Consider the following 12,052-nt stretch of genomic DNA (forward strand, 5'->3'; position numbering starts at 1 on the left):
AACCTGCCTACCGGATACGCCAATCTGCATGACTGTCGAACCTTCCACCCTGGCCAGCTGGACGCGCGCGCTGCGCAAACAGCTCGATGCGCTTGGCCTGGATAGCGCTGCGCTGTGCCTCGAGGCGGGCCTTGATCCGGTGCTGCTCGATGACCCTAACGCGCGTTGCCCGCTGTCGGTGACCACCCGTCTGTGGCAATTGGCGGTGGCCGCCAGCGGCGATCCGGCGCTGGGACTGAAGACTTCGCAGTTCGTCAGCCCGACCACCTTCCACGCGCTGGGTTACGCACTGATCGCCAGCAGCAGCCTGCGCGAAATGTTCGAGCGCATCGTCCGTTATCACCGGGTGGTCAGCGATGTACTGGAACTGGAGTTGCGCCAGCTGGAGGACGTCTATGAATTCCGTTTCCGCGTGCCGCCGGGCAGTCCGCCACCGGCCCCCGAGGCACTGGATGCCTTCGCCGCGATCTACGTGCGTAGCTGTCGCAATCGTCTGAATCGTGACTTCTCACCGCTGCTGGTGCGCCTGCAACGGCCTTTGCCGGCTGATCCCGAGCCCTGGCAGGCGGTGTTTCGCGCGCCACTGGAATTTGCTGCCGACGAGAGTCTGTTGCGCTTTCCCCGCGCGGCGTTCGAGCAGCGTCTGGATGACGGTAACCCCGAGCTGGCCGAGCACAACGAGACCGTGCTCAAACGCAGTCTGGAACAGTTGCAGGCGGCCAACTGCAGCGAGCGGGTGCGCCGCTGCCTGGAGGCGCAACTGCCCGATGGCGAGCCCTCCGCCGAACGTATTGCCCAGACCTTGCACCTGAGCCTGCGCAGCCTGCAGCGGCATCTGGCCGAGGAGGGCACCAGCTACGAGGCTCTGCTCGGCGATACGCGCCACACCCTGGCACTGCGGCACATGCGCGACCCGCGCTGTTCGATCAGTGAAGTTGCCTATCTGCTCGGCTTCAGCGACAGCAGCAGCTTCGGCCGAGCCTTCAAACGTTGGACCGGCCAGACGCCGAGCCAGTACCGTGATGGATTGAAAAACGCATGACCCAGTACGACCTGCTGCTGGCCGGAGCCGGCCATGCTCACCTTGGTGTGTTGCGCCGCTGGGCGCTGGTGGAGCGCCCGCCAGGGCGCATCGGCCTGCTCAGCCCCGGCCCCGAGGCCTGGTATGCGGGCATGCTGCCGGGGCTGATCAGTGGCCGTTTCAACGCTGCGGACTGCCGGGTGGAACTGCTGGCGCTGTGCCGTGCGGCGAAGGTGGATCTGATCGAAGGACAGATCGCTTCACTCGATGCCGATATGCGCTGCGTGCAGCTCAGCGATGGTCGTAGCCTGCAAGGCGAATGGCTGTCGCTCAATGTCGGCGCCGGCATGGCCATTCCACCGCAGCAGGGCGATGCCATGCAGGTGCTCGCGGCGCGGCCGATCGAGGCGCTGCTCGCAGGTTGGCAGCAATGGCAGGCCGAGCCACGACGCATGGCCATTCTCGGCGGTGGTGCCGGTGGCGTGGAGCTGGCCCTGGCGCTTGCCGACAAGGTGCCGGCGCTGGCGCTGTTCTGCGGTGGTTCGCTGCTCGATGGCCTGGCGCCTGGGCTGCGTTTGCGTGCGCTTGGCCATTTACGCCAGCGTGGCGTGCAGGTGCGTGAGCACTGTCCGATCGGACGCATTGAGGACGACTGGTTGCTCAGTGGCGACGAGCCGGTATGGCGTGGCCGGCGTTTGCTGCTGGCCAGTGGCGCGCGCCCCTGGCTCTGGCTGACGGCCAGCCAACTGGCCAAGGACGCAGCCGGTTTCGTCGCCATTCGCCCGACCCTGCAATGTGAGTCGCATGCGCAGATCTTCGCCGTCGGCGATTGCGCCAGCCTCGATGGCATGCGCCGTAGTGGTCGCTTCGCCGTGCGGCAGGCACCGGTGCTGGCTGCCAACCTGCACGCGGCCTTGCACGACCGGCCTCTGCAGCACTATCGCGCCCAGTGGCAGAGCGTGGCACTGCTGGCCACCGGCGATGGCGGGGCTCTGTTCGGCTGGCATGACTGGAGTGCGGGTGGGCAACTCTACGGGCGTTACAAGGACTGGCTGGATCAGCGCTTCGTCAAACGTCATCGCGTGGTGGGCTAGTTCGGACTAGAGTCGTGGCGGTGTGCTACCAAAGTTTTATGGTGCTGGTGCTTCCAAGCTGCTCGAATCCCGGTCATCGTGCCCGGTCTGCATACGCTGATTTTCGTCGGGCCTGTCGTACACGTAGCCTGCTGCCCAGGTTGCGTGGGATATTCAAGGAGAGAACCCGCCGTGACCCCGTCCGCCTACAGCGCCTCGCCGCGCACCAGAACAAGAACTCTGAGGTCGGTCATGCAAGCTGCCTTTATCCGTTCGCCGATCGCTTTCGTATTGCATGCCGTTGGTCTTGCCGGGCTGATGCTCGTCTATCAGCAGATGCAGCTGCCGCTCTACGTGAGCGTGCCGTCCTACCTGTTGCTGGCGTTATGGCCCTGGTTGGGGCCGTGGCAGCGTCGTGACGAGCCGGTGCAGGCTACTCAGCAGAAAGCGGCCGGCGACTTCGTCGAACTCAGCCGCGGGCTGTCGCGGCATACCTGTCACAACGCGCTGTCCGCGGCCAAGGTGGCCCATGCGGTCAAGCACCTCGCCGAGCGCCTGCAGTCGCAGCTGGCGGCCGTGCAGCAGGTCAGCCAGGCGGCCGAGGCCATCACCCATACCGAGCAGGACAGTGCCGCGCGCGCCGAGCACACTCTGGCCGCTGCGCAGCATGTGCGCGAAGCCAGTGCCAATGGGCAGGCCGAGCTCAACCAGGCCATCGAGCGCATGCAGCAACTCAATGCGCAGACCCTGGCCAGCCGCGAGCTGATCGATGGTCTCGGCAGCCGCACCGAACAGATCGAACAGGTCACCCAGGTGATCCAGTCCATCGCCAGCCAGACCAACCTGCTGGCGCTCAACGCGGCCATCGAGGCGGCCCGTGCCGGTGAGATGGGCAGGGGCTTTGCCGTGGTCGCCGACGAGGTGCGCAACCTCGCCGCACGCACTGCCAGCGCTACCGGGGAAGTCAGCCAGATGGTCGCCGACATCCGTCAGCAGAGTGCCGCGGTGGTCGCCCATATCCAGCGTCAGAGTGTCGAACTGGAACAGGCCGCGCAGCAGATCGAGACAGCGGGCAGCCGCTTGCACGGCATTGCCGACCAGGCCGAGGAAGTCGAACAGCAGGTGGCGCAGATCAGCGCTGGTACTGCGGACAATCACCAGCGTCTGGCCAGTCTGTCGGCTGCCGCGCTGCAGTTGCAGGATGATGTGCAAGGCAGCGAGGGGCAGACGCGGCAACTGGCCGACGCGGCCGAACAGTTGGTAGGCCAGGCCGAGACGGTCAGCGAGCAGCTCGCCGAAGTGGGCCTGGACGACTATCACCAGCGTGCCTATGACCTGGCTCGCGAAGGCGCCGCTGCCATCGCCGCGCAATTCGAGCAGGATCTGCAAGCCGGACGCATCAGCCTCGACGACCTGTTCGACCGCCGTTACCAGCCGATTGCCGGCACCCAGCCACAGAAGTACCGTACCCGCTTCGACCAGTACGCCGACCAGGTGCTGCCGGCGTTGCAGGAGCCGCTGCTCAAGCGCCATGAAGGATTGGTCTTCGCCATCTCCACCACGCCGGAAGGCTACGTGCCGACCCACAACGCCGCCTTCAACCATCCGCCCAGTGGCGATCCGGCGGTGGACGCGACCCGCAGCCGCGGCAAGCGCCTGTTCAACGACCGCACCGGCATTCGTTGCGGCAGCCACAGGCAGGCGCTACTGCTGCAGACCTACATGCGCGATACCGGCGAGCTGATGCACGACCTGTCGGTGCCGATCATGGTGCAGGGCAAGCATTGGGGCGGTTTGCGTCTGGGCTATCGGCCGGAGCCGTAGGGTGCGCTGTGCGCACCGCTGTCTGTCGTGCGGGTAATGGTGCGCACGGTGTTCAGCCGGGGGACATGGTAAACACCTGTCGGGAGACATGGGTAACAGGTTGATGATCATGTTGCCCGTTGCCTCAGGTCTATCTGACGCAGCGTTTTGCGGATGAATACCACATCGTAGACACCCTCTTCGGCAGTTGGTCGGATGGCGACCTTCTCCCCATATAGACCTCCACTTACGAAGACGTTGAGCCCTTTGAAATACACCTGCCCGGTCTGACGTACATTCACCACGTGATCACCCGGTTCATATTCGATGGCTGGCAGTTGCTCCGGGTAGCTTCGTGGACTGGGCCTATAGCGCTCTATAGGGGGCCGTTGATCAAGTGCTTCGTGCGGACGGTAATGGTTGTACTCGTCTCGCCAGCGGCTCATCACTTGCTGACAATGCTGCAAGTCGCTGAACGCGCGATGCAGCACTTCGCGTTTGAGTGTCTGGTGGAAGCGCTCCAGCTTGCCCTGAGTCTGTGGATGATGAGGCCGACTATGGCTGACCTCGATCCCCAGCCGCATCAGCCAAACCTCCAATTTTGATAGTCCACCGGCAATATTAGAACCCCAAGGCGGCCCGTTGTCGGCGGTGATACGCAGCGGCAAACCGTACTGACGGAAAACCTCGATCAGATGCGGTTTGACCAGCTCCAGCCGCTCCCCCTCACAGGCTTGCAGGCAGAGCGAAAAGCGTGAGTGATCGTCCAGCAGGGTCAAGGGATGACAACGAGGCGAACGGCGATCGTTTAGGGGGACGCTACCCTTGAAGTCGATCTGCCAGAGGTCGTTCGGATTGGGATGCTCGAAACGATGGTTAGCCGGCGCTTGCGCCTGCTCATTGTGGTAAAGGACATGACAATCGTGGCGCTTGAGGATGGCGTCGATAGTGCTGTGGTGAGGCGGATCAACAGCCGCAGTCATCAACAAGCTTCGCAGTTTGCGAGCGCCCCAATAGGGATAGCGGTGGTGCAATTGCACAACCGTTTGTTCCAACGTCGGATCGCTGCGCCCTGGACTGCTCAGGGGACGGCGGGATCGATCCTGTAAGCCTGCATCGCCTTGCTCACGGTACCGATCCAGCCATTTGTAGCCAGTTCTGGGACTGATGCCATACCGCCGACAGAGCTCCCGCACATTACTTTGGGGCTGCCCTGCCAGCAGAACAAACTCTCGCCTTATCGACATAGTGCTGCGCTCCAGCCACGGCATCATTCGATCTCCCGATCCGATGAACACCGTAAGCCTAAATGCGTTACCTATGTCTCCCGACACCCGTTACCTATGTCCCCCGGCTGAACACACGGCACACCCTACGGGTCGATTTGGTTTGCATGGGCGGGATTGTTTAGCCTGGGCATAACCAAGCGTATGAAAAACCCGATTTAACGCACTTCAAGCCCTGTGCGACGCTGCCAAACCATGATCCCCCTGGCCTGCCAAGTCCATGTTCTGCCGTACCGCGCTCCTGCGTGGAGGCGCCTGTTGGAGCGGTTAAACCCGCTGCTGACCATCATCCTCGCCTTCTGGGCGCTGTGGCATTGCCGCCACGCTCGCCCGCCGGACGCCGTCCCCGCCCGCTGAATACCGATGGCTGCGCCATGCCCGCAGCCGCTGCTATCACCTTGTCTGCCTGTGCAACCTGTTCAAGAATCGAACGGGCCGTGCGGACACCGAGCGCCCTACTGGCGCAAGCGAGCGCAACATGACGACTTTCGCCCCCGTGCAGGAAGCTCAGGACTTCCTGGCGAACAATCCCGATATCGAATTGATCGAGCTGTTCATCCTCGATGCCAATGGCGTGCCGCGTGGCAAGCTGCTGCACCGCGAGGAATTGCTGGCGCTGTACCAGAGCGGCCGGCCGCTGCCGAGCACCATGCTCGGCCTGTCCATCCAGGGTGAGGATGTCGAGGACTCCGGTCTGGTCTGGGAGGTGGGCGATATCGACTGCCGCGCCTACCCGCTGCCCGGCAGCCTGGTACGCCTGCCCTGGCGGCAGATGCCTACCGCGGCCGTGCAGGTGTCGATGCATCCCACCGAGGGCTTGCCGGCCACCCCGGCCGATCCACGCCAGCTGCTGATCCGCGTGATCGAGCAGCTCGAGGCCGAGGGTTATTACCCGGTGATGGCTTGCGAGCTGGAGTTCTACCTGCTCGACCAGAAGCGTGATGCCCAGGGCCGTCCGCAGCCGGCGCTGGATGCCGACGGCGGCCGCCCACGGCAGACCCAGGTCTACGGCCTGCGCGAGCTGGAGCAGATCGAACCCTTCCTGCGTGACCTCTATGCCGCCTGCAAGGCGCAGGGTATTCCCGCGCGCACGGCGATTTCCGAATACGCCCCCGGCCAGGTGGAAATCACCCTGGAGCACGGCCCGGTGCTGGCGGCGATGGATCAGGCGGTGCGCTACAAGCGCCTGGTCAAGGGCGTGGCGCACCGCCACGGCATGCAGGCCTGCTTCATGGCCAAGCCGTTCGATCACCTGGCCGGCACCGGCATGCACATGCACGTCAGCCTGGCCGATATGAAGGGCAACAACCTCTTTGCCAGTGAAGATCCTGCCGGCACGCCGCTGCTGCGCCAGGCGGTCGGCGGCATGCTCGCCAGCTTGCTCGACTCGCTGCTGTTGTTCTGCCCCAACGCCAACTCCTACCGACGTTTCCAGGCCAACAGCTACGCGCCGCTGGCGCCGACCTGGGGCGTGGACAACCGCACCGTCAGCCTGCGCGTGCCCGGCGGCCCGGCGAATACCCGCCACGTCGAGCATCGTATCTGCGGCGCCGATGCCAACCCTTACCTGGCGGCGGCGGCGATCCTTGCTGGGATTCACCGTGGTATTCGTGACCACCTCGACCCCGGCGCGCCGATCGAAGGCAACGGCTACGCCCAGGCCAAGGAGCGCCTGCCCACTGAGTGGTCAGCTGCGATCCACGCGCTTGAGCGCTCCGACTGGGCACGTGATGCCTTCGGCGCCGACTTCCTCAAGGTCTTTCTCGCGGTCAAGCGTGCTGAGTATCGCCAGTTCATGGGCGAAGTCGGCGAGCAGGATTGGCGCTGGTACCTGAGCAACGCCTGAAGGCCCTTATTTGAAGAAGTCGCGGCTGAAGCCCCTCCCACATGAGACGCCACGCTCCGTGGGAGGGGCTTCAGCCGCGACGAGTGATTCATCGGTGCGCACGGCGCACCCTACGGCGGCAATCGCCACAAGGATTCTGCAATGAACGCGATCAACCAACATGCCAAACCCGCCGCCGAGCGCGCGCCGTCCTACTACTCGGCTTCGCTCAATTTCGAGAGCGACTACCCGACCCTGCAGGGCAGTGTCACCGTCGACGTGGCCATCATCGGCGGCGGCTTCACCGGCATCGCCACGGCGGTGGAATTGGCCGAGCGTGGCCTCAAGGTGGCCGTGGTGGAGACCAACAAGGTCGGCTGGGGGGCCAGCGGGCGTAACGGCGGCCAGGTCACCGGCAGCCTGTCCGGCGACGAGGCCATGCGCAAGCAGATGCGCAACACCCTCGGCGACGAGGTGGACGACTTCATCTGGCACCTGCGCTGGCGCGGCCACGAGATCATCAAGAACCGCGTGGCCAAGTACGGCATCGACTGCGACCTCAAGCATGGCCACCTGCATACGGCGATGAAGGCCAGCCATATGGACGAGCTCAAGGCGACCTACGACGAAGCGCTGCGCCGTGGCATGGGCGACGAGGTCACCCTGCTCGACGCTGCCGGCGTGCGTGCGCAACTGGGCAGCGACCTGTACTGCGGTGCGTTGAAGAACACCCGCAACATGCACCTGCACCCGCTCAACCTGTGCCTCGGCGAGGCCAGGGCTGCCGAGAGCCTGGGCGCGCTGATCTTCGAACACTCCGAGGTGCTGGATATCGTCCACGGCCCGCGTCCGGCGGTGGTCACCACGGGCGGGCGCATCGAGGCCAAGCAGGTACTGCTGGCCGGCGACGTCTACCACAAGCTGGAGCGGCGCAAGCTCAAGGGCATGATCTTCCCGGCCATGGGCGGCATCGTCACCACCGCGCCGCTGGGCGCCGAACTGATCGAAGCGATCAACCCCTATGACCTCGCGGTTTACGACTGCCGCTTCGTGCTCGACTACTATCGCCTCACCGGCGATGGCCGTCTGTTGTTCGGCGGTGGCGCCAACTACTCCGGGCGTGATTCACGCGACATCGCCGGCGAGCTACGCCCGTGCATCGAGAGCACCTTCCCGCAGCTCAAGGGCGTGCAGATCGACTTTCAGTGGAGCTGCGCCATGGGCATCGTGATGAACCGCATCCCGCAGCTGGGCAAGCTCTCATCCAACGTCTGGTACTGCCAGGGCTATTCCGGCCATGGCGTGGCGACCACCCACATCATGGGCGAGATCATGGCCAAGGCAATCACCGGCGACCTGGAGCAGTTCGACACCTTCGCCGCCTGCAAGCACATCAAGGTGCCGCTGGGCGACCAGCTCGGCAACCCGATGCTGGCGGCGGGCATGTGGTACTACCAGATGCTGGAGAAGTTGCGCTGAAAGGTGCGCGTATCAGGCCATATCGCTCTGGCTGAACTCCTCGGCGAGGAAGTCGATCAGGGTGCGTACCGACGGCAGCAGGCCGCGGCGGGAGGGGAAGATGGCGTGGACGATGCCGCACTTGGGTGCCCAGCCCGGCAGCATCTCCACCAGCCTGCCGGCGGCCAGGTCGTCACGCACCGCCACACGCGGCAGGTGGACGATGCCGACCCCTGCCAGCGCACCGTCGCGCAGGGCGCGCAGGTCATCGGTGATCATCCTTGGCCGGTGCGTGATCACCTGCTTGCCATCGTCCGGGCCGAGCAGTTCCCACTGGTATTCGCGCTGCGCGCCGCCCCAGTGCAGGCTTGGCAGGCGGCCCAGTTCGTCGGGGTGAAAACCCTGCGGCAGCGAGGCCAGCAGATCCGAATGCCCGACCAGGCACTGGGTGCTGGCGGCGAGCACCTTCATCACCATGTCGGTGTTTTCCAGCGGCGGAAAACGCACCCGCAGGGCCACGTCGAAGCCTTCGTGGAGCAGATCCACGCGACGGTTGGTGCTCTCGATGTACAGCTCCACCAGCGGGTACTTGAGCATGTAGCGGGTCAGCATCGGCCCGACCCAGGAATTGAGCAGCGTCGTCGGGCAGGCCAGGCGAACCAGGCCGCGCGGCTCGGCGCGGTTGCGTTCGATCACCTCCGCCGCGCCTTCGGCCTCGACGCGCATGGCCAGGCAGCGCTGGTAATACGCCTGGCCGATCTCGGTGAGCGACAGGTGTCGGCTGGTGCGGTGCAGCAGGCGCACGCCGAGGCGTTCCTCGAGCTCGGCAATGCGCCGGCTGAGCTTGGACTTGGGCATGTCCAGCGCACGCCCCGCCGCGGCGAAGCCGCCATGCTCCACCACCTGGGTGAAGTAGTAGAGGCTGTTGAGGTCTTCCATTGATCGTTCTCCAAATAGAACGCTAGAGGCAGTTTTCGCAGTCTAGTCGGTAAAAGGTCTCGAATTTAATCTTTATTCCATGCAGTGACGCACTGCTGAACGAAACCCAACGCACCGCATCGCCGGTCACCATTGAGAACAATTCGAGGACTTCACCATGACCAACGCCACCTACAACCGCCTGGACAAAGACAACGCCGTCGTACTGCTGGTCGACCACCAGGCCGGTCTGCTGTCCCTGGTTCGCGACATCGAGCCGGACAAGTTCAAGAACAACGTGCTGGCCCTGGCTGACCTCGCCAAGTTCTTCAACCTGCCGACCATCCTTACCACCAGCTTCGAAACCGGCCCCAACGGCCCGCTGGTTCCCGAACTGAAGGAGATGTTCCCGGACGCGCCGTACATCGCCCGCCCTGGCCAGATCAACGCCTGGGACAACGAAGACTTCGTCAAGGCGATCAAGGCCACCGGCAAGAAGCAACTGATCATCGCCGGTGTGGTCACAGAGGTGTGCGTGGCGTTCCCGGCCCTGTCGGCCATCGAGGAAGGCTTCGACGTGTTCGTGGTGACCGATGCCTCGGGCACCTTCAACCAGATCACCCGTGACTCCGCCTGGAGCCGCATGACCCAGGCCGGCGCACAGCTGATGAACTGGTTCGCCGTGGCCTGCGAGCTGCACCGCGACTGGCGCAACGACGTGGAAGGCCTGGCCAAGATCTGCTCGGATCACATCCCGGACTATCGCAACCTGATCACCAGCTACAGCGCGCTGACCGCCGGCAAGTAATCCTCGGCTGAAACGCAACCGGAGCCTGCATGCAGGCTCCGGTTTCGTCTGTCCAGCTTATCCGCCGCGCTGCGCCTGCAGGAACAAGGCAAACAGCTCCGACTGCGACTTGATCCCCAGCTTGCTGTAGACGTGCTTGCGGTGCACCTTCACGGTTTCCGCCGAGATCGCCAGCTTGCGCGCCACTTCCTTGCTGGAGTGGCCGCTGAGCATCAGCCGCACCACTTCCAGTTCGCGCCCGGTCAGTGCCGTTTCCACTTGCCGGGCCATCTGTTCCAGGCGCTCCTGCCAGGGCGGTGGGGCGCTGGGTTCGCCGGGCTCCGGTTCGAAGGCCAGGCGCTGACGCATCAGCGCGGTGACCCAGGGCTGCACCAGGCTGAGCAGGGCGATCTGTTCTGGGCGGAAGGCCTGACGCGAGCCCAGCGACAGGCACAGGGTGCGCTCGCCGGGCAGCGGCAGGTTGATCTGCACTTCGTCGGCCACCACATTGAGGCTGAAGTAGCGGCGGAAGTAATCGGTCTGCTCGAAGCATTCCGGGGCCACGTCGGCCAGGCGCACCAGGCCGTCGCGGCGACCTTCGCGGCTGGCGATGTAGAAGGGGTCGAGCAGGTACAGGCCGCGCAGGTAATCCTGGAACAGCAGGTCGGGTTCGCCGTCGTCGCCGGCGCATTCGGCCAGCACCTGCGGTCGCCCTTCGCTGAAGATCAGCGCCACCCAGCTGTCGTGTGCCACGTACTGGCCCAGTGTGCGCACCAGGGCGCGCCAGAAGTGCGGGCTGGGCAGGGCGTCGATGAGTTCGCCTACGCTGCGGTGAAAGGCGATGTCGTGCAAGGTCATGGTCATGCCTCTACCCCCCGGGGGTTACCCCACGTGCGTGATTTCGCCCGGGCGACCCTGTCTCCATACTCGAACCCTGGCGGATGGCTGCCGGCATTCTGGTTAGCCGCCGCGCGCCGTGCAACAACAAGAATCGGAGCCCTGTCATGCAAGTCGAACTCGTCCAGCTCGCTGGCCGTGATGGCGATACCGCCTACAACCTCGCTGCCGCGCTGGAGGCCATCGCCGGTTGCGCGGCGGGCACCCGTCTGGTGGTGTTCCCGGAAACCTACCTGACCGGCTTCCCCACTGCCGAGAACATCGCCGCCCTGGCCGAGCCGCTGGATGGCCCGAGCCTGCAGGCGATCCGCCGCGCCGCCCGCGAACGTGGCCTGGCCGTGGCCATCGGCATCGCCGAAAACGACAACGGCCATTTCTACAACACCACGGTGCTGCTCGATGGCGATGACCTCGTGCTCAAGTACCGCAAGACCCATCTGTGGGCATCGGATCGCGGTGTGTTCGAACCGGGTGACCGTTACGCCACGGCGCTGCTCGATGACGTGCGCGTCGGCTTGCTGGTGTGCTTCGACATCGAATTCCCGGAAAGCGCCCGCGCCCTGGGCGAACTGGGCGCCGAGCTGCTGATCGTCACCAACGGCAACATGGATCCCTACGGGCCGACCCATCGCACCGCGATCATGGCGCGGGCCATGGAGAACCAGGCCTATGCGGTGATGACCAATCGCGTCGGCGCGGGTGATGGCGGCCTGGTGTTCGCCGGTGGCAGCGCAGTGGTCGATCCCTCCGGCACCCTGTTGCTGGAGGCTGGTCGCGAGCCGTGCCGGCAGACCATCGAGCTGGACTTCCAGCGCCTGGCCGAGGCGCGTCGCGACTACCGCTACCTGGATGAGCGGCGCATGCCGATGCCCGGCCAGCGTGTCGAGCACGACAGCGGTCTGCGCGAGCTGCTGATCCCCTGACTTTTCTTATTGACGGGCGCCAATGAAGTGCCCGCTGCGGCCCGGCCGCGCGTTTTTTACC

General features: G+C 64.8%; 10 protein-coding genes. 7 read left to right on the forward strand and 3 right to left on the reverse strand.

The annotated features are described in order from the left end of the window. The first annotated feature begins 28 nt into the window (after positions 1-28). The 3 genes from C7A17_RS11860 (at position 29) to C7A17_RS11870 (ending at position 3,918) form a co-directional block, all read left to right on the forward strand. The gene (locus C7A17_RS11860; RefSeq protein ID WP_106738222.1) at positions 29-1,042 is read left to right on the forward strand and encodes an AraC family transcriptional regulator; all 1,014 of its coding nucleotides are present in this window, start codon (positions 29-31) and stop codon (positions 1,040-1,042) included. After that, positions 1,039-2,115: an FAD-dependent oxidoreductase gene (locus C7A17_RS11865; RefSeq protein WP_106738223.1), complete on the forward strand. Its 1,077-nt coding sequence runs from the start codon at positions 1,039-1,041 to the stop codon at positions 2,113-2,115. Before C7A17_RS11860 ends, C7A17_RS11865 begins: the two co-directional genes overlap by 4 nt. A 231-nt stretch (positions 2,116-2,346) precedes the next feature. Continuing rightward, positions 2,347-3,918 (forward strand): methyl-accepting chemotaxis protein, encoded by a 1,572-nt coding sequence (locus C7A17_RS11870; RefSeq protein ID WP_199796423.1) that lies wholly within the window; start codon positions 2,347-2,349, stop codon positions 3,916-3,918. A 107-nt stretch (positions 3,919-4,025) separates the two neighbouring features. On the opposite strand, the gene C7A17_RS11875 is transcribed toward C7A17_RS11870, so the two are convergent. Further along, positions 4,026-5,168 carry an IS481 family transposase gene (locus C7A17_RS11875; RefSeq protein ID WP_106742723.1) on the reverse strand — a complete coding sequence of 381 codons (1,143 nt, stop codon included), beginning with the start codon at positions 5,166-5,168 and terminating at the stop codon, positions 4,026-4,028. A gap of 493 nt (positions 5,169-5,661) precedes the next feature. Between C7A17_RS11875 and C7A17_RS11880 the strand changes: the two genes are divergently transcribed. Together C7A17_RS11880 and C7A17_RS11885 are read left to right on the forward strand one after the other, a co-directional pair. Then, positions 5,662-7,029: a glutamine synthetase family protein gene (locus C7A17_RS11880; protein WP_106738224.1), complete on the forward strand. Its 1,368-nt coding sequence runs from the start codon at positions 5,662-5,664 to the stop codon at positions 7,027-7,029. Positions 7,030-7,170: 141 nt separating this feature from the next. Beyond that, positions 7,171-8,487 (forward strand): NAD(P)/FAD-dependent oxidoreductase, encoded by a 1,317-nt coding sequence (locus C7A17_RS11885; RefSeq protein ID WP_106738225.1) that lies wholly within the window; start codon positions 7,171-7,173, stop codon positions 8,485-8,487. Positions 8,488-8,499: 12 nt separating this feature from the next. On the opposite strand, the gene C7A17_RS11890 is transcribed toward C7A17_RS11885, so the two are convergent. Next, on the reverse strand, positions 8,500-9,405 hold the full coding sequence (locus C7A17_RS11890) for a LysR substrate-binding domain-containing protein (protein WP_106738226.1): 906 nt from the start codon (positions 9,403-9,405) through the stop codon (positions 8,500-8,502). A 157-nt stretch (positions 9,406-9,562) separates the two neighbouring features. Between C7A17_RS11890 and ycaC the strand changes: the two genes are divergently transcribed. After that, entirely contained in the window at positions 9,563-10,192 is a 630-nt protein-coding gene (gene ycaC / locus C7A17_RS11895) for an isochorismate family cysteine hydrolase YcaC (protein WP_013717727.1), read from the forward strand. Between the two features lie 57 nt (positions 10,193-10,249). Here the strand turns inward: ycaC and C7A17_RS11900 are convergent, their stop codons facing one another. After that, a complete protein-coding gene (locus tag C7A17_RS11900; RefSeq protein WP_106738227.1) occupies positions 10,250-11,035 on the reverse strand; it encodes a helix-turn-helix transcriptional regulator in 786 nt (261 codons plus the stop codon). A gap of 140 nt (positions 11,036-11,175) precedes the next feature. Between C7A17_RS11900 and C7A17_RS11905 the strand changes: the two genes are divergently transcribed. Next, positions 11,176-11,991 (forward strand): carbon-nitrogen hydrolase family protein, encoded by an 816-nt coding sequence (locus C7A17_RS11905; RefSeq protein WP_106738228.1) that lies wholly within the window; start codon positions 11,176-11,178, stop codon positions 11,989-11,991. Positions 11,992-12,052 lie beyond the last annotated feature (61 nt).

The sequence above is a fragment of the Pseudomonas mendocina genome, from assembly GCF_003008615.1.
GTDB lineage: Bacteria > Pseudomonadota > Gammaproteobacteria > Pseudomonadales > Pseudomonadaceae > Aquipseudomonas > Aquipseudomonas mendocina_C.